Genomic DNA, 22,850 nt, shown 5'->3' with positions numbered 1-22,850 from the left:
GTACCGTTCTCAGCACGAACAAGTACCGTTCTCGCGGGCAATAAGTACCGTTCTCACGACGAATAAGTACCGTTCTCACGGAAGGGGGGAGGTGGCGGTTCCTACTACGGCGCGGTAGTCGGCGTAGCACTCGGCCAGCAGGACGGGCGGCACCTGGTCCAGGGGCACCGGGCGGCCTGCGCGACGCAGGGTCAGGGTGCCGGTGGTCGTGGTCTGCCCCTCGTCCCAGGCATCAGCACCGTCGAGGTCAATGACGCTGCGCAGTCCCAGGTCCGGGAAGTCCTTGGTGAGCTCCCGGTAACGGTACCTGGTCGAGGCGCGCTCATAGCCACGGGCCTGCGCCGCCCGCCGCAGGTCACGTGCCACAACAAGCCGCCCGGCACCGTCCTGGATGGTCGTCTGACCGGCGTCGACGTCGGGGGCGGGGGCCGAGAACTGGTCGAGCAGGGGGTCCACCTGGTAGTCGGCCAGGTGGGCCCGCCAGGCCTCCACCTGCCCGGGCCCCAGGAGCGTGCCGTGGGCCAGGCGCACGCTCACGTCGTCAGCCAGCTCGACGCCCGCGTCGTCGACCCCCAGGAGCACCCCGTCCTCGGTGGGTCGGAAGAGGGGGCAGTAGGCAGTGGGGCCCTGCTCACGGCTACCACGCCGGGACAGGCCGCTTCGGCCCGCCTCCAGCGCGGACCGGACGGGCCGCGCCACCCCCGGGGTAGCGCCCGGGACAGCGCCGGGGCCCTCACCCCCACCGCCCGGGCCGCCGCCATGGTCCTGGGTGACATCAAGCCGGACTACGCCCTCACCCCCACCGCCCGGGCCGTCGGGCACGGAGCCCCGCTCGCCGGCCTCCCGGCTGGCCCCGTCCGGGCCGCTAAGGCCGGTGGCCTCCCGGGCGGGCCCGGCGTCGGCCATCCACACCAGGCGGGCGACCAGGTGCCTGAGAAGCGGGTGGGTGGCCAGCAGCTCGTGCCACCGGGCCAGCGGCCAGGTCCGTCCGGCGCACATGGCCTCGTACAGCCGACGCCGCTGGGTGTCCAGGACGGCGCGCAGCTCCTTGCGCGCCGCGGCCAGGCGCGCCCTGGCCTCGGCCACGACCTCGGGATCCTCGCTCTTGCGGGGCGGCGGCAGGGTCTTGCGGGGCCGCCCGTCGGCGTCGCTCAGGCTCATGGTCAGCCCGGGGGTCAGGCGCCCGAGGAACTCGCGGTCCCCGTAGGACAGGTGCAGCAGGCCGTCGTCGGAGAAGCCGACGGTCGGGACGGTGCGGTCGCCGAGCTCCGCGGGGCTCCAGCCGTGCTCGGCGGCGGCGGCCTCGGCCAGCGACCGGGCTGCGTCCCGCACCCGGGGCAGCCGGTGGCCCGCGGCCGCGGCGAGCACCACCTGGAGGGCCTCGGGCGCCCGGTTGGCGGCGACGGCGGTCAGCACCGTCTCGGACTCGACCCGCCAGGCGGCGTTGCGGAGCAGGGCCGACCTGGCGTCGGCGGCGAGCCGGGCGCCGTCCATCCCGACGGCGAAGGCGAGCAGGCCCTTGGTCCTCAGGCTCTCCCCCTTGCCCAGCTCGCGGTTGCGGGCGATCCAGGACTCCACGACGACGGCGCTCAGCTCGCGGGCGGAGCGGGGGTCGAGCAGGCTGAGGTAGGCGGCGACCGTGCCGCGCCCGTCGGGGTCCTTCAGGCCGTGGGCCAGGAGGACCCAGCGCCGTACGGCGTCGGCGTCCAGGGCGGTGCCGTCGGCCAGGCGCACGGCCGGCAGGGCCTCGAAGGGGAACCAGGTCAGCGCCACCGGCACGCGGGGCCGTCGCGTGGGCACCGCCAGGGCCTCGGGTGCCACGATGTCGGTGACGTCGTCGCCGTAGGCCACCAGGGCGCGCAGGATGTCACCGCGTACGAGCTGGTCCCCCTCGGCGGCCCAGGTGGCGCGCAGGCGCTCTGTGCCCCCAGGTAGTCCCAGGTCGGCCAGCCAGGCGGCACCGGCCCTGCGCGTAGTGGCCTGCGGGCTGCCCAGGGCCTGGAGGGCGAGCTCGGCGGCCGCGGGAGTGCGGGCGAGCAGCCTCTGGGCGAGGGCGCGGTTGCCCTCGGAGCGTCCTACGGCGGCCTGCGCCAGGGCGGGCAGGAGCACGGCGGGCAGGGAGGGGGCGTAGGTGAGCGCCCGCAGCACCGCCCTGGTCGAGAACCAGTCCTCCCCCAGGGCCCTTAGGGCCAGGTCGGGGTTCTGGAGGATCCACGGCCAGGTGGCCTCGGGCCCGGCGTCGTACAGGACCCAGCTGGTGACCACCTCCTGCGCCTGGGACGGTGGCAGGCCGCCGCGTTCCAGGGCGTCCTGGACGGCCCGCGGGTCGGTGTCCCAGGTCAGGCGGGATGCCAGCAGGCTCCACTCCAGGCGCTCGCCCCAGGCCAGGAACAGGCGCGTGAGGTGGGTCAGGCCCAGGCTCGGGACCTGGTGGGCGACCCACCAGGCGCCCAGGGCCAGCACCGAGGCGGGCAGCTGGTCGGCACGCCCCTCGGCGACGGCCACGAAGGCGTCCAGGTCGGCGTCACCCACCTGCCGGGCCGCCTTCCCTGGGGTGCCGGGCTCGTCGGTGGTGCCGGGCCCGTTGGTGGCGCCGGTGGCGCCCGGTCCCCACCCCAGGGCGCGTCGCAGCTCGTCGGCCGCCGGTTCCGCGCTGGCCTCCGGTGCCGCGCCCGGCCCGGACAGGGGTGTCACGGGCGGAAGAGGGACCGGCGCCCCCTCAGGAACCACGGCCAGGGCGCGCTCACGGCCGCGCAGCTCGTCGGCCAGGGCCATGAGGTCAGGGCGCTCGGCCCCCAGGTGGGTGAGGACCTCCTGCCCGCCCTCACGCCGCAGGAGGTGGGCCAGCGCCTCGGCGGCCCGGGTGAGCGGTGCCACCCGGAGCGCGGCACCCAGCCCCTGACTGCCCAGGGCGGCCAGCTCCTGACTGCCCAGGGCACCCAACCTCTGACGGCCCGCGGCGGGCTGGGCCTCGGCACCCAGCCCCTGGGAGCCCAGGACAGCTGGCCCCTGGGACCCCGCGGCGGCCTGGGCCTCGGCACCCAGCCCCTGGGACCCTAAGGCGGGATCGGTGTCCTCAAGGGCCTGGACCGCGGCACGGCGCACCGCCTGCGCCCGGTCGGTGCTGAGGGAAGCCAGGACCAGGACCAGGTTGGGGGTGGTCGGCAGGGCGTCGTGGACGGCGCGGACGAGCCTGAGCCTGTCCTCGACGGCGGGCACGGGCGAGCCGAGCGGGTCCGTCAGGTAGCCGACCACCATCTGGAGCCTGTCGTCCAGGCCGGTCAGGCTCCCCAGGGCCCGCGTCATCCGGTCACTCGCCCGGGGCAGCGGGTTCACGGGCGCGTCCTACGGCGGCCCCGACGGCGGACCGGGGCGGCCTCGGCCACAGCGCGGTAGTCGGCGTAGCACTCGGCCAGCAGGACGGGCGGCACCTGGTCCAGGGGCACCGGGCGGCGTCCGCGGCTGAAGGACAGGTCACCCAGGGTGCAGGGGGCCTCCTGCTCGAGGAACTCCGCCCCGGAGAAGCTAATGACCGCTCTCAGGTGAAGGGAGGCGAAGTCCTTGGTGTAGTCCATGAACCAGGGGCCGTCCACGGCCTCACCGTGCTGGTAGCCGCGCCTGGTCGCACCCTGGCGCAGGGTGAAGGTCGTGGTCGGCCGCCCCTGAAGGTCATCGATCCGCTCCGTGCTGTGCACCGCCTGGGGCGTGGTGGCGGTCAGCTGGTCGAACAGGGGGTCCACCTGGTAGTCGGCCAGGTGGGCCCGCCAGGCCTCCACCAGCCCGGGCTCCAGGGCCGTGCCGTGGGCCAGGCCCACGACCGCCCCGTCACCCAGGGACACCTCGACGTCGTCGACCCCCAGGAGCGCCCCGTCCTCAGTAGGGCGGAATGTAACCAGCCCCTCACCAGATGTGGTGGTCCACACCAACCGGGTCACCAGCCGACCCACCAGGGGATGGCCCGCCAACAGCTCCCGCCAGTCGGCGCCGGACCAGGTACGCGAGGCACACATGGCCTCGTACAACCGGGCCGACTGGTGGACCAGGACCGCCCGGGCGTCCTTACGGGCAGCACGCAGCTCCTTCTTGGCGGCGTTCACGACCACGCTGTCCTCGCTCACTCGCGCCTCGGGCAGGGTCTTGAGGACCTTGCCTGAGGCGTCGGAGACCACGATCCGAAGATCCGCGTCCAGACGCCCCGTGAACTCCCGCTCCCCGTAGGACAGGCGCAGCACCCCGTCAGGGTCGAAGCCCGCGGTCGGCACAGTACGGTCCGCCAGCTCCTGGGCGCTCCAGCCGCGCCACTGCGCGACCTGCTCGACCAGGCCGACGGCGGCCTGACGGACCATGCGCATCTTGTGCCTGGTGGCCTCCTGCAGCACGGCCAGGGCCTTGGGGTGGCCGTTGGCGGCCAGGGCGGTCAGCAGGGCCGTAAGCTGGGCGCGGTGCTCACCCTGGGGGCGCTGCGCCTGGCGCTCGTAGGCGCGCACGGCCTGCGCCAGCTCGGCCCCGTCCATGCGCACGGTCAGTGCCAGCAGCCCCTTGTCGGCAATGGCCGAGCCCGCAAACAGCCCCCGGTAGTAGCGCAGGGCCCGCTCCACGTGCTCCTCCAGGGGTACGGCGGCCTCCTGGCGCGCGCTCTCCAGCTGCTCCGGCCTCCTCATCCTGGCCACCGGCCTGCTCGCCCTGGCCAGGAAGCGCTGGGCGGCGTCGTACTCGCGGCGCCCGTCGGCCTGCGCGCGCGAGCGGCACTCGTCCTCACCCAGCCCCCGGGTGTCCTGGGCGATCCAGGCGTGCAGGACGTGGGAGCCCAGGGCGGCGGCGTCGGCGGCGTCGAGCCGGTCCAGGTAGAGCTCCCACAGGCCGTGACCGCTGGGGTCCTTGAGCCTGTCGGCCAGCACCACCCACCAGCGCACGACGTCGGGGGCGACCGTGCTCCCGTTGCGCCACCGCAGCGTGGGCAGGGCGTCGAGGTCGAGCCAGCTCAGTGAGTCAGGTACCTTCCTCCTCAGGCCCTTGGCGGCCTCGGCCCCCAGGGCCGCCGGTGAGAGCAGGTCGTCGGTGTCACCGCCGCAGGCCGCCAGCGCGTGCAGGAGCGCGGCCCGCACGGAGGCCACCTTCTCCCCGACGACGGCCCGGCGCAGCGCGGGCACCGCCGCCGGGTCGCCCAGGTCCGCGAGCCACTGGGCCGCGGCCTCCCGCACAGGGGCGGCGCCGCCCAGGGACCGCTCGGCCAGCTCGCGGACGTCGGGGTAGGTGCGCAGGACCTTCTGCGCCAGGAGCCGGTTGGTCGCCGAGCCGCCCACGGCCATGTCCGCCACCACCGGCAGGAGCTGCTCGGGCAGACCGGGGAAGAACGCCAGGGCCCTCAAGGCGTCAGCGGCCTGGGAGGTGTCACGCAGGCGCTCGAGCACCAGGTCGAGGTGGGTGGCCGCCCACGCCCAGACCTGCTCGGGGGCGTACGCCTCCCACACCATGCGGGTGAAGTCCTCACCGGTGGGCGCGCCGACCGCGCGCAGGGCCTGCTCGAGGGTGCGCGGGTCGCTGCAGGTGGAGTCACTGCGCAGGACCCGCCACGGGGACGGGTGCGCCGCGCGGGCCTGGAGCCGGCACAGGTGCAGCAGGTACAGCCTGGGGCACCGACGCGCCTCCTCCCAGACCACCCACTCATCGAGAACGCCCAGGGGCCCCTCGCTCACGCCGTCGGCGATCGCCACCAGGCGCTCGAGGTCGGCGTCAGTGACCTTCTTCAGCGCACGCCGCTCGTAGGAGGAGCCGGTGGCGCCCTCCAGCCGCGCGATCCTGGCGTCGATCTGCTCACGCAGCGCGGCCTTGGCGGGCCCCGCCGAGGGGGCGTCCAGGGCGGAGGCGAAGGGGGGCAGCTCGAGGGCCCACTCGCTTTCAGGGGCGTGCCCGTCCCCGGGGCCGGTCAGCGCACCGGCCAGGCGGGCCACGGCGGGGTTGGCCTCGGCGCTCTTCCTTAAGATCCGCTCACCTCCCGGCACCGAGGCGAGCCAGGTGACGACATCCTTGAGGCGGGAGGACCTGGCGGTCGCGAGGGCCTCGCCCAGGGCGGGGTCGCGTACCTGGGTGGGCAGGCCGGCCAGCGCCGTGATCGCCGCGCGTCGTACGGTGGCGGCGCTGTCCACCGCCAGGGCCGCCAGCAGGTGGGAGCACCCCGCGGCGGCCTGCGGGTGGGACCCCAGGCGCTGGACCAGGCGGGTCCTGGCCCGGGCGGACAGTGCCGTGAGCGTGCTGACGGGGACCTGCCCGCCGTGGGCGACCAGGTAGTCCTCAATACCCGGCAGGCGTTGTGCGGGACCGTCGTACCAGGCGGAGACCCCGGTGGCCTCGGCGAGCCAGGCGAGGAGCACGACGGCGGGGACCTGCCCGGGGGCCGTGCCGGTGGCCTGCAGCAGGTCCGCGACCGTCGTCGGGTTCCAGCGCCCGGACACCGGGGGCCGGGCGCTGGCGTCCCTGTAGCCCTCGGGCGCCATGTAGTCCACGTACGGCTCGGTCACGACGACGTCGTTGAGCAGGGCGCACAGCCAGTCGGGAACCCCTAGGGCGCACCGGTTGGGTCCCTCTCCGAGGGCGACAAGGAGGCGGCCGAACCGCTCCCACTGGGCGGGCGCGAGATCCCCCCACAGGTACAGGACGGCCCGCAGGGAGCGCACAGGGTACTCCATGAGCTCCTCCGGGTCGTCAAGCCGGCTCGGGTCGCCCACGCCGACCGCGTGCAGACGCCGGCGCTCCTGGTCACCCAGGTCCGCCCTCGGCCCGATCCGGCCGGGGTCGGCGAGGAGCAGACGGGTGTCCGCCAGCGAGACGTCCGCGGGCAGCGGGTCGGTGCCGTCAAGGACGTAGTCGACGGCGCGGGTGTGCAGGGTCGTATCAACCGCCCTGAGCGGCAGAAGGGCACGCTCGGTGAGCTGGCGGGCCGCCAAACCGGTCACGGCACTCTCCTTTCCCATCCCACCCCTCTGTGGGGCGGCTCTCATGTCCTGAGAGTAGCGGCCGGGTACGACACGAATCCGCCCCGCCAGGGCGGGCCCGCCACCGGCCCCGGCCCCGGTGAGCAGCCGGCCCGCGCTCACCACGGGCTGGCGTTCCTCCTCCAGTCGGGGTCAAAGGGGCCCAGGTCCGCCACAGCGCAGTAGTCGGCGTAGCACTCAGCCAGCAGGACGGGCGGCACGGTAGCGAGCCCGACGTCCTGGCCCCTGCGCGTAAAGGACAGGCTGGTGGTGGCGCACGGCATGCTCTCCTCGGGCACCCAGGAGCCGGTAAAGCCCAGCACCGCGGTCAGGTCCGCGGAGGGGAACCTCTTGACGTAGTCGTGGAAGGTGCCCGAGTCCACGTCCCCGCGCTGGTAGCCGCGCCTGGTGGCCGCGCCCCGGAAGGCGAGGGTGTCGGTCACGTGCCCCTGGAGGTCGTCCAGGACCGTCTGCCTCGGGCCGACCTGGGGCGTGGTGGCGGTCAGCTGGTCGAACAGGGGGTCCACCTGGTAGTCGGCCAGGTGGGCCCGCCAGGCCTCCACCAGCGCGGGCTCCAGGGCCGTGCCGTGGGCCAGGCCCACCACCGCCCCCTCACCCAGGGACACCTCGACGTCGTCGACCCCCAGGAGCGCCCCGTCCCCGGTGGGGCGGAATGTGACCAGCCCCTCACCAGATGTGGCGGTCCACACCAGCCGGGTCACCAGCCGACCCACCAGGGGATGACCAGCCAGCAGCCCCCGCCAGTCGGCGCCGGACCAGGTACGCGAGGCGCACATGGCCTCGTACAACCGGGCCGACTGGAGGGCCAGGACCGCCTTGGCGTCCTTACGCGCCACACGCAGCAGCCTCCGCGCCTCCTTGACCACCTCGGGATCCTCATCCACCCGTGGCGCCGGCAGGGACCTGACCGGCCTGCCCGAGGCGTCAGAGACCACAATCCGAAGATCCGACCCCAGACGCCCAACGAACTCACGCTCCCCGTAGGACAGTCGCAGCAGCCCGTCAGAGCCGAAGCCCGCGGTCGGCACAGTACGGTCCGCCAGCTCCTGGGCACTCCAGCCCCGTTCGTCAGCCACCTCCTGGGCCAGGGCGGTGGCGGTGGCCTGGACGCCGGCCATCCTGTGACGGCGGGCGACGCTCAGGAGCACCTGGAGCGCGGCGTCCTGCCCGTTGGCGGCCAGGGCGCGGACCAGCATCTCGAACTGGGCCCGCCGCCCGGGGTTGTCGCGCATGTAGGAGCGCACCAGCCCGGCCAGCTCGGCCCCGTCCATCCTCACCGCGAAGGCCAGCAGCCCCTTGTCGGCGATCGCCGAGCCCACGTAGGTGCGCTGGTGCTCCGCGTAGGCCTGGGCGACACGCTCCTCCAGGCCGACGGCGGCCTCGGCCTCGGCCTGGGGCAGGGAGTCCGCCAGCCGGGGGGTCGTACGGCAGCTGGCGAGCCACCGCCGGGCCTGGTCGTACCGCTGCCGACCGGCGGTCTGGGCGTACGCCTGGCTGTCCTGCGCACTGGGGTGGGCGGTGTCCTGGACCACCCAGGCCCGGACCACGTGCGCGGCCAGCACCGCGGCGTCGGCGGGCTCCAAGAGGGACAGGTAGAGGTCAACAGGCCCACGGCCTGAGGGGTTCTTCAACCTGTCGGCCAGCACCACCCACCACCACAGCGTGCGGGGGTCGACGGCGTCGCCGCCCTTCCAGCGGACGGACGGCAGCGAGAGCGGGTCGAACCAGGACAGTGAGGCGGGGATCTTCCTCCTCAGGCCCTTGGCCGCCTCGGCCCCCAGGGCCTGGGGGGAGAGGAACTCCGTCATGTCGGCGCCGCAGTCCTCCAGGGCGGCCAGCAGGGCGGCCGGTACCACGCCCCCTTCTCCCGGCTCAGGGCCGTGCGCAGCGCGGGCACCGACTCAGGGCGCGCCAGGGAGCCGACCCAGGCCGCCGCCGAGGTACGCACCGCGACCGTCCTGGCGGCAAGCCCCTGCTCGGCCAGCTCACGCACCCGCGGGTGGGAGCGCAGCGCCGCCTGGGCCAGCGGGCGGGCCACCTTGGAGGGGCCCACGGCGGCGTCGGCGACCGCGGGCAGCAGCTCGGTGGGAACGCGGGGGAAGGCCGCCAGGATCTCCAGGGCGCGCGGCGCCGTGGCGGCCTCCCCGAGCCGCTCGCGCAGCAGCTCGGGGCGGGTGGCGTACCACGGCCAGGACGTCCTGGCGTCAACGGCGTAGAAGACGTGGGAGGGCAGGCCCTCCTCGTACAGGTCCCGGACGGCCTCAGGATCCAGGTCCAGGCGCGCCACGAGGTCCTCCACGGCCCGCGGGTCGGTGTCCGGCCCCGTGTAGTGGCGCAGGACGGTGTACCAGTGGTCGGAGCGTTTCACGGCCCGGAGCCGCAGCGCGTGGGCAAAGGTCAGGCTCGGGGCGTGCTCAATGAACCACAGGACGCTGAACATGCTCAGCAGCGCGGGCGGCTGGTGGCGCCTGCCGTCGGCGACGGCCACCAGCGCGTCCAGCGTCTCGTCCACGACCTCCATCAGCTCCCTGACCTGTCCTCGCACCCACGAGTGACGTGAGTCGGAGCGGCTGGCGACCTGCTCCAGGGCGGCGCGCAGCTCGTCCTTGACGGGTGCGGCCTCCGGCCCTACCTCCAGGGGGGTGAACGGGGGCAGGTCCAGGGGCTCATCGATTCCCGCGGCGTCGAGCGTGTCGTGGCGGGCCCGGGTCGCGCCCACCAGCTCGGCCAGCCTCCGGTTCTCCTCGGCAACCCGGGTGAGCAGGTCGGGGCCGCCGGGGAGCTGGTCCAGGAAGTCCACCAACTCCTGGCAGCGTGACGCCGAGGCCTGGGCCAGGACCGGGGCCAGCGCACCGGCCCTGGTCGTAGCGTCCAGGCCCTTGAGCAGGTCAAGGGCCTCCCGACGCAGCTCCTTGCAGTCCCCCACGGCCACGGCGGCGACCATGTGGGCTCCCGCGGCGGCCCACTGTGGGCTGGCCGCCATACGCCTGAGCACGTTATGGCGCTCCTGGCGGCGCAGGCTGCCCAGGAGCGGGCCGGGCAGGGCGGGCGCGTGCTCGGTGAGGTAGCTGGTGATCCCGGGCAGGTCCACGGCCGACAGCCTCCGGTGCCAGGTCGGCTTCCTGGTGGACTCGGAGTAGGCTGCCAGGAGGACGACGGCGGGGACGTCGTCCTCCTGGCAGCCCGCCTGCCGCAGCAGGGTCACCAGGCGCCCGGCGTCCCAGGACGGCCGCTCCTGGCTGACCTTGCGCGCCCAGGACTCGGGCGTGGAGCCGGCGTCCCGGGCGTCCACGGTGAACACGACGTCCGCGAGCAGGGCGTCCAGCCAGCCGGGTACCTGCTGGGGGGCGGGCGGGTCGTAGACGGGGTCGGCCTGGAGGATGGCGGCCAGGAGGCGTCCGAGCCGCACCCACTGGTCCGGGAGCACGCTCCTGCCGCGGTAGAGGGCGTCACGCCGGGTCAGGAGCGGGCCCGCCGAGCCGTCCCCCCTCTTCCACCTGATCCCCGCCTCCTCCTGCAGGGACCTGAGCCAGGTCCGGCCGTACCAGTGGGTGTAGGAGGCGTTCGAGGTCGCCAGGACCAGGCAGTCGGCGGGGTCCCTGCCCTTGGTGGTGGCCTCCCGCAGGACCTCGGGCTGCGTGCCGTTGAGGACGTAGTCGACGGCGCGGGCGCACAGGCCCGCGTCAACCACCGTGAGGGGCAGCAGGGCGTCGGAGACAAGTCTGCGGGCGGAGGCCGGGAGGAAAGCGATCATGACAGTCCGTTGGTCGTAGCCGGGTGCGGCCACGGCTCCGGGGCCGGGCCTGGTTGGTAAGGATAACGTGCTGGTCTCGGGCGCCCGGGCAGGCACGGGGCCAGCTGCTCGTCCGGCCCTCCGGCTGCGTGTCCGGCCCGCGACCACCGGTCCGACCCCAAACACAGCGTGATATACACCACTTTGTGTCATAGCTAACCTATGTGGTCCTACGCTGGCCCCATGCCTGCCGCGCCCTCCCCAGCACCCACAGGCCCAGGGGCAGAGCACACCCTAGACTTCGCCCCGCCTGCACCGCTCCCGCCGGATGACGAGCCGTTCCCCGCGCCACCCGCCCCCGGCGCCCTCCCGCCCCGCCCCAGGGCGTCGAAACCTAGCCCGAGGTGGTACACCCTGCCCCTGAGCCGCCGTGTCATGCGCCGGCTGGTCGTGACCCTGGTCGTGGCCCTGGTGCTGGCGCTCACCGGCTGGGAGGTGGTCAGCTCCTGGACGTCCCTGGACCACCGCAGGCCTCCTGCTGCCCCGAGGGCCAGGCTGGACCTGTCAGCCCTGGGCCAGGACCTGACGCCCGTTCCCGTCAACGCCCGGGGCGACCTCGTCGTGAGGTTCCAGGACGTCAGGGTCATGCGGGTGGCCCAGGACGGCCGCGAGGCGCTCATAGGTACTGACGACCTCACCAGCGGCAGGATGTCCTACCCCAACTGGCAGGTGCCCGTGCCCGACGAGCTGGTCGGCTCGCCCCTGAGCTGCCAGCGCGTCGAGACGCTCCTGGACTGCGGCCAGATGCTGCGTGTCGACATGACGGCCGGCGTCAATCAGGCCACCGCCCCCTACACGCTGTCGGCCGCCCCGGCACTGGAGGGGATGACCGGGGCGAGCTCGCCCGCCCCGTCGGGCACGGGAAACACGGCGGGCCCGGGGAACACAGCGGCCTCGTCGGGCCCGGGGAGCACGGCAGGCACGGGAAGCACGGCGGGCACAGGGAGCCCGGGGAACTCGGGGAGCACGGCGGCCTCGTCGGGGGCGGGTACGTCCACGGGGCTCACCGAGCCCAGCGACTGGATGTCACCTCCTGCCGTGCGCCTGGGCCCCTCCGCCTCCGCCACCACGCCCCTGGCCGTGGGCGCGGACGGGACCCTGGGCGTCCGAGGGACGCCCGTGACGGGGCTCACGCTTGACGGCTCCGTACCGGTGTGGGCGTCCCGCGTCGACATGCCCCGCAGGCTCCTGGGCCTGCCCCTGCCCCTGAACCGCCGGGTGTGGCTGGTCAGCGACGGCACCACCCTGGCGGGGGTGGAGGGCACCACCCTGCGGTGGTCCGCCACCCTGCCCCAGGGTTCCGGCAGGCTCAACTCCCTGGGCACCCAGGACCCGCCGCGGTGGCTGGCCGGGCGGGGCGCCCTGGTCCTGGCCCAGCCCGACGCCCTGGTGGCCCTGGACCCCGTGGACGGCAGCACCCTGTGGCAGGTGCAGGGCCCGGTGACCTCGTGGGCCGGCTTCGGCAACACGATTATGGCCTTCAGCGGCTCCATGGCCTCCCTCATGTTCTTCGGCGGCTCGTCCGACCCCACGCCCGCCCTGGCCACAGAGCCCTTCAAGGACCTGAAGGCCCCCAGCCCGGAGGAGCTGAGGAACTCCGCCCTGGACGTCCCCGACCGGTGCGCCCCCGCCCGGACCAGGGTCCAGGGACCAGGGAGCAAGGCGGTCTTCGTCGACAGCAAGGCGGTCTTCGTCAACGGCGTGGCCACCGGGCCCGCCGACTCCGGGCAGGTGCCTCCGACCGCCACCATGAGCGCGATCAGGTCGGGGGTCGTGGACAGCTGGCCGGTGACCATTGCCGTCCTGAGGTGCTACGGGGGCGGCAACACCGTCTCCGACGTGGTCGCCGTCTACGACGTCGACAAGCACCTCAAGGGGTCCGTGGACCTGGTGCTCAAGGACAGCACCGGCCACGCCGACCAGGTGGTGGCGCACCTGCGTGCGGTAGGTGACACCCTGGTGTACACCGTGCCCGGTATCAAGGTGGCCGGTGACACCGACTGCCACGCCTGCCGCGGCAGCGCCAGCGCCACGGTCACCGTCCAGTGGGACAAGACCTCCCGATCCTTCGTCCTCGCCAGCACCCTGTACCACCTGCCCTCGGGGGACGTCCGGGTGCCCTCCGCCCAGGACGTCCAGACCGCCTACGACGCCATTGCCTCCGGCGACGCCGCCAGCGCCTCGGGCCTGGTGTCCTCCCAGGCGCTCACCACGCTCGACCAGCCCCTGGGCACCGACAGCCTCGGCCCCTCCTCCACGGTGCGCTCGTTCCTGTTCCCCTCCGGGGGCCGGGTGGTCAGCTGCACCCTGGCCGGGCCTCCCGGGGTGGGCTACGGCGTCCCCGAGCCCGCCACGAGCCTGCCGTCCGGGGCGATTATCTGCCCGGTGACCAGCGACGACCCGTCCCGCACCTGGCTGCAGCCGGCGGCCGACCCCAACGGCCGCGACATCTACCCCGTCTGGCTCGTGCTCACGGCCGACCGGTACGGCAGCTACCAGGTGGTCGGCGTCCAGTGGTCCCTCTTCGGCTGACCGGGGCCACCCGGGGCGGGAGGGAGCCCACTGCCAGCTGGCGCCGGTAGCAGGGATCCGGGGCCACCCCGGGGCGGCGGGAGCACCGGCCCCCTGCCGGCCCTGCCTGGGCGGACCGGCAGGGGCGCGGCGTCAGCGTGCCAGCGCCCGCACCCGGTCCACGAGCGCGCAGGCACGCAGGAGGGCCTGCGGGGAGCACCCGGCCTCCACCTCGTCCAGGGCGGCGGCCAGGGTCTGGAGCTGGAGGCCACGGGCCGTACGGGCCCGGGTGACCAGCACGTGCGCACCCGCCCCCTGCGCACGCGGCGCCCCGGAGGCCGCCAGCGCCGTCAGCGTCTCGCGGACGTCGGCGCACAGGACCTGAACCGGCCCCGTCTCGGGAGGCGGCAGGGTACGCACCTCAGAACGCAGACGCTCCATGCGCCCGGCCAGACGGCGGTAGAGGCCGGGGTCGTCGGCCCGCACCGAGGAGATGGTGGGTGAGAGCAGGGTGGGCACGCCCCGGTCACGCACGAGTATCCCGGCGGGCCGGTCCCCCTCCAGGGCGACGGCGTCCACCGGGAGGTCGCGGGCCAGGACGGCCGCCACCAGGCGACAGGAGGCGTCCTCGGCCCCCAGGCGCAGCAGGTGGTCCCGACCGGCCAGGTCGCGCACGGGCCACACGTACTGCTGGTGGAGCTCGTCAAGGTCGATCCGCCCCAGGCCCGGGGAGCAGGTCAGCAGCAGCGTGACCGGTGGGGGCGGGGCCTCGAAGCCCGCCGCCTGCGGACCGTGCCGCAGCGCCCCCAGCTCCCGGGCGATCCCGGCCAGGTCGATACCGTCGTAGCTGCCGCAGCGGGTCACGGTGGTACGGGCGGAGGGGGCCAGGGTGCCGTCACCCCGCCGGGTGGCCCCCGTCAGACGCAGCGGACCAGCCAGCAGGGTCCGCACGCAGACGCCCCACAGCAGCACGGCGTCCTCACTGCGCCGGAAGGTGGGGTCGGTGCCCGCGGCCCGCCCGGTGGTCACCGACTCCAGCCGGTGGTTCTCAGCGTCCCAGAGGCGGACGGTCAGGCCGCGGCTGCCCGAGACGGCCGACCACCAGGTGGCCGCCAGGGGCACCAGCAGGCCGGGCTGGGCCTGCTCGGTACCGGCGCGCCCGGTCAGGGCGGGGTCGGCGTCACTGGCCTCCAGGGCCCAGGCCAGGGACCAGGCGGCGGCCAGGGCGCTGAGCGCGGTGTCCTCCTGGACGGCGTCGTCGCGGCGGGCCACCGCCCGCACCGCCCCGGCGGCAGAGGTCAGGAGCCGGGCCAGGCGCGGGACCTCCTCCAGGCGGGCGGCCTGGGCCAGGCTGCTGAGCTCGTCGGCGCTGCGGGGCCCGGTGTGGGAGATCCCGGCGGCCACGACGCCCTCAAGGGTGGCGGCGACCGAGGTGAGCAGGCGGCGCTGGCCGGCGCTCAGGGTGGCCTGCCGGACCTCCCACGGCCAGGCCCTGCCCGCGAGGGCGAACAGGCGCACCACGGCCTGGAGGCGCCAGGTGGCATGGGCGACCTGGGAGTGGCGGCCGGAGACGACCATTCCCGCCGGTCCCAGGCCCGCGACCACGACGACCTGCGGGGAGCCCGGCCACGACACGCTCAGGCGCCCCGGCGCGCGGGCGACCAGGGTGTCGGCGGCGAGCCGGGCGGGGTCGGTGCCGGCCAGGGCGGTGGTGGCGCGGCGCACCGCGGCCGCCCCCAGGCTCCGGGAGACGGCAGCCGGGTCCCAGGTGAGCACCTGGGCCAGGACCGGGTCGTCCGCACCCGTCCCCGGCCCGGTGGCCTCGGATCCGGTGGCCTCGGGCCCGGCGGGGGCGCCAGCGCCCTCAGATCCAGCGCCCTCAGGCCCGCTCCCGGGTGCGCCCGTGCCAGCGGTCCCGGTGGAGCCAGCGGTGCCGGCACCGGCTGTCCCGGCACCGGGCGGGGCGGCACCGGCTGTCCCGGCACCGGGTGGGGCGGCACCGGCGCCGCCCGCCACGGCCTGGCGCGCCCACAGGCAGGCGGCGACCACGTGGACGCACACCCCGGCCACCGGGCAGGGGCAGCGTGCCTGCGCCGGGCCGTCAGCGGTGAGCACCACCTCGACCCCGGGCCGCCCGACCACCACCGTGACCGCCTCCTGGTCCGTCTCACGGGCCTCCACGCGCCCGGCGGCCACCTCGGCACGGGCGCGCCGCACCAGCCCGCGGCTGGCCAGGGCGGCCAGGGCGACGTCGTCAAAGGCGGCGTAGAGCGCCCCCCAGTCCGGCAGGGCGCTCATGTGGTCACCTGGGCCAGCCACTGGGCGAAACGGTCCGGGGTCATGGCGGCCACCCGCATACCGGCGTCCACGAGCCTGTCGGCCACGGCCCGGTCGAACCAGGGCGCACCGGCGTCGGTCAGGGAGGCCAGCCCCAGCACGTTCACCCCCGAGTCCACCAGCCCCCGCACGTGGGACACCAGGGCGGAGACCGACCCGCCCTCCTCGAAGTCGCTGACCAGGGCCAGCACCGTGCGGGTGGGCTGGGTGACCTGGGAGGCGGCGTAGGCGACGGCGTTGGCAATGTCGGTGCCGCCGCCCAGCTGGGAGGTCATGAGGATCTCCACGGGGTCGTGGGCCAGGTGGCTGACGTCCACCACGGTGGTGTCGAACAGCACCAGGCGTACCGACATCCCCGGCAGGGCAGCCAGGATCGAGGCCATGACGGCGCTGTGAAGCAGGGAGGAGGCCATGGAGGCGGACTGGTCCACCAGGATGACAATGTCCCAGGCCACGTTACGACGTCGCTGGCGGGCCGTGAAACGCAGGTCCGTCACGAGCACGCGCCCGGTGCCCGGGTCCGTACGACCCAGGTTCGCGGCAATGGTGCGGCGCCAGTCGAGGTCGCGCGCCGAGGCACGGAGGCTGCGGCGGTGGCGCTGGCGCGCACCGCTGAGGGCCGTCGTCACGGGGGGCCGCAGCCGCTCGACGACGTCGGCGACGACACGGGCGATCAGCGCCCGCAGCCCGTCGGCCAGGGCGGGCGAGATGGTGCCCTTAATGCGCAGCAGGGCGGCTCCGAGCTCGGGGCTGGTCCTGACCGAGCCCACCGCGCCGGGGTCGGCCAGCAGGTCGGTCAGCCCGTAGCGGGTCAGGGCGTCACGCTCCAGGCGCTCCAGGGTGGAGACGGGGAACAGGCGGCGGGCGCCGTCGAGCCAGTCCACCGCCCGCAGCGCCGAGGCCTCACGGCCACCGCCACCACCGGGGCCCGAGGGGTCCGGCCCGCCCAGGACGTGACCGCGTCCGGTGTACTCCCGGTCGTAGAGGTAGCCCAGGGTGTCGTCCAGGCCGGTGTCGGCGGGGCTGCGCGGCAGGACGGGCTCGGCGTAGCGTCCCAGGACCATGCGCCAGCGGCGCGCCGCCAGGGCGGGGTCAATCCCCTCGCCCAGGGCGCCGCTACCGGCTGGGGTGCCAGGCGGGCCAGCCTGGGCACCCCCGCCCGGGCTGGCGCGGCGGGGCCCACCGCCGTCGGCCGCGTGCCCGCCGCCCCCGGGCGGCCTCACGACGCTCACGTCCCCACCCACTGCCCCAGGCCGTCACGCACCAGGGAGGCCACGAGGTCACGCTCGATCTGCCAGCCGAGCTCCGCCTGGGCCGGGTCCACGTCCCACACCACGTCGATCCGGGAGGCGTCGGTGGCCGTCAGCGCGGCGACCTGCTCGGCCAGGCGGTGCGTCTCAAGAGGACGCAGGACCGTGAAGGCGCGCCGCAGGTCGGGCAGGAGCGCCAGGAACCCGGGCTCCTCCAGGCCGGTGAGGGTACGGGTCAGGGCCACCAGGGTGTCGGGGGCGCGCAGGACCACCTCCGGGCAGGTGCGCACCAGCCCCACGAGGAAGTCGGCCAGCGCGGCCGGGTCGGCCCCCGGGCTCAGGTGCGCGGTGACGGCGTCGGTCACCTCCTGGGGGCCCAGGGCCCCGGTGGTCGAGGCGATACCGGTGGCACAGCCCACGAGCACCGGTGCGGTGGCCCTATCCCGGCGCAGGGCGTCGACCTCACGCAGGACGACGTCACGCCCCCAGGCGGCCACGTCAACCGCCCCGACACCATTAGGGACGTCACTACCACCAGCAACACCATTACCGCCACCAGCAGTACTACCAGAAGCATTACCACGACTGACATCACCAGCACTGTCATTAGAGACATGACCGCCGCCATTAGAATGGCTGCCGCCACTAGCGTCACTATTAGAGACGCCACCATGGCCGACCACATTATTAGAGGCGCCACCACCGGCACTGTCACGAGTGCCAGCAACCCGCGTCAGCCGGGCCAGCAGGTCACGCACGGCAATGAGGGCGTCCACCGCCCCGGCCGCCTCGTCGTCCTCCAGCCCGACCAGCTCACCCACCAGGCGGGCGGCCGCGGCCGTGCCCCGCCCCAGCATGAGGCGCAGGCGCGGGACGGCCCCCTCCAGGCTCAGGCGCCCCAGGCCCTCCACGAGGCCGGCCAGGCGGTGCAGGACGTCGGTGAGCTCGGCCAGGTCACTGACCTCGGCCAGGGCGGTCTCCAGGGCGTCGCACACCCGCACCACCACCGGCTCCCCCAGCCCCATGACCGCCGTCTCGGTCAGGAGCCGGGCCAGGTCGCCGGCACCGACCTCACCCTCCAGGTGCCCCTCCAGGCGGGTGAGCACCAGGATCTCCAGGGTGGGGGCCGTGGCGGCGGCACGCACCAGGGCGGCCTCCACCAGGGGGGTCCAGGCGTAAGCCCACTCCTCGATAAACTGCCCCAGGCCGGTACCGGCCACCAGGTCGGCGCCCCCGACCTGACGGGCCAGGCCGACGTCGGCAAAGCGCAGGCGGGCCAGCAGCTCGCGGCGCTCGCGGTGGCGGGGCCTGCGGGCGGTGTCCAGGCTGACGCGGTGCTCCACGGGGTCGTCGAGGTTGAGGCGCAGGGCACTGAGGCGCTCACGCACCTCGGCCACCAGCGGCGGGCTGGGGGTACCCTGGGGAACCTGCCCCAGTCCGGAGGCGGCGAAGACGGTGGCGACGGCGGCCCCCAGGCTTCCCGACAGGCCGGAGTCGTCCTTGACCAGGCAGCTGGTCAGGGCGTCCAGCAGGTCGGTGCGCCCGGGCCAGGCGCGTCCGCGCAGCGCCGCCAGCCCCAGGGCCTGCTCCACGGTACCGAGCACCTGGGCGGTCCCCAGGGGCTCACCCTGGTCACGCAGGGCGGAGGCGACGTCGAGGACCACGGTGGTGGCAAAACCGCGGGGGCCGGTGAGGGCACCGTTCGGGCCAGGGCGGCTGCCCTTGGTCCCACGGCGCCCGCCAGGGGCGGCGTCGGCCCCCGGGGCGGTGGTGCGGGCCCGCCAGGCACGCTGCCACAGGCCCGGGGAGGGCATGCCGGCCCCGTAGCCGCGCAGGGAGTCCAGGCGGGCGAAGTCGTAGCGGATGAGCCAGCCCTGGGTGCCGGTACCCGTCTCGGGCTCGGGCAGCCAGGCGGCCTCGGGGGTGTTGTCGAGCACGTCCAGGAGGGCCAGGGTGTGGAAGGCGCCGGTGACGACGACCACCGGGCCCTTGCCGCCCCCGCCGTCGGCCTGCGGCAGGTGCCGGCGCACGGCGGCGGCCATGACCGCCTCACGGGCGTGGGTGGAGTCGGCGTCGAGGACCTCGCGCCCGGCGTCCAGGCGGGCCAGGGCCGACCAGGCCAGGGTGTCGGCGAAGAAGCCGCGCCAGGCGCGTATGTCGGCGGTGTCCCGGTCCTCGAAGAGCTGCTCCCAGACCTCGTCGTGGTCCCGGCAGCCCAGGCGCCGGGCCAGGGCGTCCAGGGTGGTGGAGCGGGCCAGGTGGTACTCGGCCTGCAGGGTGCGTACCGCCCGCCCGGCGTCGGGGGCGGTGGGACCGCGGTCAATGAAGGCGGCCCTGGCACCGTGCCGCCCGGCCCAGCGCAGGGCGACCCACTCCGGGGAGAACTCGGCCAGCGGGTAGTAGGAGGCGGCGTGGTCGGTCAGTGAGAGCACCGCGACCGGGGGGACGGTGGCCGGGTCCTGGAGGGCGGACAGCAGGCTGGTGTACTCGGCGGGCCCCTCAATGAGGACGACGCCGGGGCGGACCTCCTCCAGCAGCGCGCTCAGGGCCAGGGCGCAGGCTGGGGAGTGGTGGCGGACGGGCACCAGGTGGACCCCGGCCCTCCCCCAGGCGCGCTGGGAGCCCAGGGCGCGGCGCACTCGGGGCGGGACCGTCCCACCCACCCCGGCGGGGTGAGGCGCACGCCCCGGCCCGGCGTCAGGGGCGGGCTCTACCCGCGCCGCCCCCGCCGTCGGCGACACCGCCGTCGGCGACACCGCGGGCCCCGCCGTCGGCCCCCTCACCCCCACAGCCCCCGGGCGGCGGTGAGGAAGTCCTTCCAGTGCGCCGAGGTGCGGGCGCGCTCACGCACCACGGAGTCGACGTAGAAGCGCATGCGCCGGGCGTCCTCCTCCTCGCCCTTGAGGGCCACGCCCACCAGCTGGCGGGCGATGTCGGAGGCGCGGACGGACCCGTCACCCAGGTAGCGGGCGCTCATGGAGGCGGCCACCCCGACGTTGACGGCCTCGGCGGTGGACATGACGGCGTCGGGGCGCTTGACCGGGGCACCGGAGGCGGTGGTGCCGGTGCGCAGGTCCGCGAAGGTGGTGACCAGCACGTCGAGGACCTGCGGGCTCATGGGGGCCCGGTCGGGACCGAGCTCGGCCTCCAGGGCCCGGGAGATGAGCTCGGCCTCGAAGGCCCGGTCGGTAAGAGGGCGCACCGTCTCGAAGTTGAAACGGCGCTTGAGGGCGGCGCTCATCTCGTGGACGCCGCGGTCTCGCAGGTTGGCGGTGGCAATAATATTGAAGCCGGGGGCGGCGGCCACGCGGAAGCCGTCGCCGAGCTCGGGCACCATGAGCTGCTTCTCGGACAGGACCGACACGAGGGTGTCCTGGATCTCGGGCGGGCAGCGGGTGATCTCCTCAAAGCGCACCAGGCGGCCGGACTCCATGGCCTGGTAGACCGGGGAGGGCACCAGGGCGCGGCGCGAGGGCCCCTCGGCAATGAGCAGGGCGTAGTTCCACGAGTAGCGGACGTGGTCCTCGGTGGTGCCCGCCGAGCCCTGGACGGTCAGGGTCGAGGTCCCGCTGACCGCCGCGGCGAGCAGCTCGGAGAGCATGGACTTGGCCGTGCCCGGCTCGCCCACGAGCATGAGCCCCTGGCGTCCCAGCAGCGTGACGACGGCGCGGTCCACCAGGGGGTCGTCGCCGTAGAACTTGCGGGTCACCCCGAGCCGCTCGTCGCCCACGACGAAGGCGCGCACGGAGCGGGGCGACAGCCTCCAGCCGTCGGGGACCTCGGCGCCGGAAGCGGCGTCGGCGTCGGCCAGGGCCGCCAGCTCGCCCGCCCAGCGGTCCTCGGCGGGCGGGCGCAGCTCGGCCCTGGCGGGGCCTGCCCCGGCCCCCGTCCCGGCACCCCGACCCGCCCCGCGGGGCGGGGTACCTGCCCGACGCGGGGCGGGGGCTCCTGGCTGCACGACGACGTCCCGGTGGCGGGCTCAGCCGCGCAGGCGGACGAGCTCGTCCACCAGCTGGGGGACGACCTCGGTCACGTCGCCCACGACGCCGTAGTCCGCCATCTCCAGGATCGGGGCCTCGGAGTCGTCCACCACGGCCACGATCGTCTCGGCCCCCTGGATGCCGCTGGTGTGGTGCACGGCCCCGGAGACCCCCAGGCCGACGTACAGGTGCGGGGCCACGGACACGCCGGTCTGGCCGATCTGGGCGGACCGCTCGATCCAGCCCTCGTCGCAGGCCACCCGGGTGGCCCCCACGGCGGCGTCCAGCACCTCGGCCAGCGAGCGGACCAGGGCGAAGTCGCCGTCCACCCCGCGGCCACCGACCACCACGGTGCGGGCCTCGCCCAGGTCGGGCCCGGCGGCCACGGCGGCCCGCTCCCGGGACACCAGGGACACCGTGCCCGCGGCGCCCACGGCCGGCTCCAGGGGCTCGGCGTCCAGGGACCGGGCGCCCACGACCGGCTCCAGGGGCCCGGAGGCCGCCTGGGCGCCACCGGGGCGCACGGCGACCACGGGCGGCTGGCCGGGGTGGGGCCGGATAGCCAGGGTGGTGGTCCACGAGCCGGACAGGACCAGCCGGCTGGCGCGCAGGACGCCGTCGGCCACCTCCAGGTCGGCGGCGTCGGCCACGACCGCGGAGCCCAGCAGCACGGCGGCGTGGGCGGCGGCCTCCCGGCCCCGGTAGTCGCCGGGCACCAGGACCAGGCCGACGTCCGCGGCACGGGCGGCGGCGACCAGGGCGTCACCGGTCACGCCCGCCAGGGCGGCGCGCTGGCCGACGTCGGCCACGAGCAGGCGGGTGGCCCCCGCCCCGGCCAGCGCCGCCCGGGCCTGCGGCCCCACGTCGGCCAGCGCCAGGGCGAGGACGCCGGAGCCGGTCAGGTGGGAGGCGGTGGTGAGCAGCTCCAGGGCGCCGGGGGCGGGGGCCCCGGCGTCGTCCAGGTCCGTGAGTACCAGGACCGGGGAGTCAAGCAGGTCAGACATGGTTCAGCTTCTTTCTGCACCCGGGGCCCGGGCGCCTCTCCTAGACGAGCTTGTTCTCCACGAGCCAGGCGGCGAGCTCACGGCCCGCCTCGCCGGCGTCGGTACGGATGGTCCCGGCCTGGCGGGCGGGACGCTGCCGGGTGGCGACCACCGCGACGTCGCCCTGCCCCGGCTCCTCCAGGCCCAGGTCGCCCAGGTCCCAGGTGTCCACGGGCTTCCTGCGGGCGGCGCGCATGGCGGCGAAGTTGGGGTAGCGCGGCTCGTTGGCCTGGTCGGTGACCGAGACGAGGGCGGGCAGCGGGGCGGAGAGGACCTCGTGGACGGTACCGGCCGCGCGGCTGACCGTCACCGACTGCGCGGTGACCTCCAGGGACGTGGCCAGGGTCAGGGCGGGGATGCCGGCGGCGGCGGCCAGCGCCCCGGGCAGCATGGAGGTCATGGCGTCCAGGGAGGCCATGCCGGTGACAATGAGGTCCACGTCGCCGACGCCGGTGGGGACGGAGGCGGCCTCGACCCCGCCGATACGCGCCACGGCGGCTGCCAGGACCCGGGCGGTGGTGACCACGTCGGAGCCGGCCAGGGCCTCGTCACTGACCACGACGCCGGAGTCGGCACCCATCTGCAGGGCGCGGCGCACCGCGTCCTCGCTGTCCTCGGGCCCCATGGTCAGGGCGACCACCTCCCCGCCGAGCTCCTCGACCAGGGCCACGGCGGCCTCGACGGCGTTCTCGTCGAGCTCGTTGAGGACGTCGTCCTCACCGCGGACCAGGCGACCGTCCTCCATGCGCCGCTCGGACTGCACGTCAGGAACGTGCTTGATGCAGACCACGATTTTCATGCCCCTAAGGTTGCCATATCCCCTCCCGGGCGGGAACGGGCGCAGCCGGGAGCCCGGGTGAGCCATCAGTCACGCCGCGGCCGGGTCTGGCCTGCCACTTTGGTGAGCGGACAGGCGCAGGATGTCACAGCTGTACACGTCACCT

11 protein-coding genes are annotated in these 22,850 nt (G+C 75.0%); 1 reads left to right on the top strand and 10 read right to left on the bottom strand.

Annotated features, from left to right (window positions below; translation table 11 throughout):
- Positions 1 to 75: 75 nt before the first annotated feature.
- The 4 genes from JJJ15_RS10095 to JJJ15_RS10080 form a co-directional block, all read right to left on the bottom strand.
- The gene (locus tag JJJ15_RS10095; protein WP_348641474.1) at positions 76 to 3,336 is read right to left on the bottom strand and encodes a DUF4132 domain-containing protein; all 3,261 of its coding nucleotides are present in this window, start codon (positions 3,334 to 3,336) and stop codon (positions 76 to 78) included.
- On the bottom strand, positions 3,333 to 6,953 hold the full coding sequence (locus tag JJJ15_RS10090) for a DUF4132 domain-containing protein (RefSeq protein ID WP_246742021.1): 3,621 nt from the start codon (positions 6,951 to 6,953) through the stop codon (positions 3,333 to 3,335). The genes JJJ15_RS10095 and JJJ15_RS10090 overlap by 4 nt, the downstream gene beginning before the upstream one ends.
- A 137-nt stretch (positions 6,954 to 7,090) precedes the next feature.
- On the bottom strand, positions 7,091 to 8,848 hold the full coding sequence (locus tag JJJ15_RS10085) for a DUF4132 domain-containing protein (RefSeq protein WP_246742020.1): 1,758 nt from the start codon (positions 8,846 to 8,848) through the stop codon (positions 7,091 to 7,093).
- A complete protein-coding gene (locus JJJ15_RS10080) occupies positions 8,797 to 10,746 on the bottom strand; it encodes a hypothetical protein (protein ID WP_106110522.1) in 1,950 nt (649 codons plus the stop codon). Before JJJ15_RS10080 ends, JJJ15_RS10085 begins: the two co-directional genes overlap by 52 nt.
- Positions 10,747 to 11,160: 414 nt before the next feature.
- On the opposite strand from JJJ15_RS10080, the gene JJJ15_RS10075 reads away from it, so the two are divergent.
- Positions 11,161 to 13,317, top strand: a complete 2,157-nt coding sequence (locus JJJ15_RS10075; protein ID WP_200510644.1) for a hypothetical protein — start codon at positions 11,161 to 11,163, stop codon at positions 13,315 to 13,317.
- 132 nt (positions 13,318 to 13,449) lie between these two features.
- On the opposite strand, the gene JJJ15_RS10070 is transcribed toward JJJ15_RS10075, so the two are convergent.
- The 6 genes from JJJ15_RS10070 to JJJ15_RS10040 all read right to left on the bottom strand — a co-directional run bounded on the left by JJJ15_RS10070 (position 13,450) and on the right by JJJ15_RS10040 (position 22,705).
- On the bottom strand, positions 13,450 to 15,594 hold the full coding sequence (locus JJJ15_RS10070) for a hypothetical protein (RefSeq protein ID WP_200510643.1): 2,145 nt from the start codon (positions 15,592 to 15,594) through the stop codon (positions 13,450 to 13,452).
- Positions 15,591 to 16,865 (bottom strand): VWA domain-containing protein, encoded by a 1,275-nt coding sequence (locus JJJ15_RS10065; protein ID WP_246742017.1) that lies wholly within the window; start codon positions 16,863 to 16,865, stop codon positions 15,591 to 15,593. Before JJJ15_RS10065 ends, JJJ15_RS10070 begins: the two co-directional genes overlap by 4 nt.
- Positions 16,862 to 19,522: a DUF5682 family protein gene (locus JJJ15_RS10055; protein WP_246742016.1), complete on the bottom strand. Its 2,661-nt coding sequence runs from the start codon at positions 19,520 to 19,522 to the stop codon at positions 16,862 to 16,864. The genes JJJ15_RS10065 and JJJ15_RS10055 overlap by 4 nt, the downstream gene beginning before the upstream one ends.
- A gap of 140 nt (positions 19,523 to 19,662) precedes the next feature.
- Positions 19,663 to 20,841 (bottom strand): AAA family ATPase, encoded by a 1,179-nt coding sequence (locus JJJ15_RS10050; RefSeq protein ID WP_246742015.1) that lies wholly within the window; start codon positions 20,839 to 20,841, stop codon positions 19,663 to 19,665.
- Positions 20,842 to 20,862: 21 nt separating this feature from the next.
- Positions 20,863 to 21,867, bottom strand: coding sequence for an electron transfer flavoprotein subunit alpha/FixB family protein (locus tag JJJ15_RS10045; RefSeq protein WP_200510642.1), 1,005 nt, complete (start codon positions 21,865 to 21,867; stop codon positions 20,863 to 20,865).
- 40 nt (positions 21,868 to 21,907) lie between these two features.
- Positions 21,908 to 22,705: an electron transfer flavoprotein subunit beta gene (locus JJJ15_RS10040; protein WP_106110518.1), complete on the bottom strand. Its 798-nt coding sequence runs from the start codon at positions 22,703 to 22,705 to the stop codon at positions 21,908 to 21,910.
- Between the last annotated feature and the right edge of the window lie 145 nt (positions 22,706 to 22,850).

The sequence above is a fragment of the Actinomyces sp. HMT897 genome (assembly GCF_016626125.1).
Taxonomy (GTDB): Bacteria; Actinomycetota; Actinomycetes; order Actinomycetales; family Actinomycetaceae; genus Actinomyces.
Note: the sequence above shows the minus strand (reverse complement) of the source record. Positions and strands in the feature narration are given on the sequence as shown.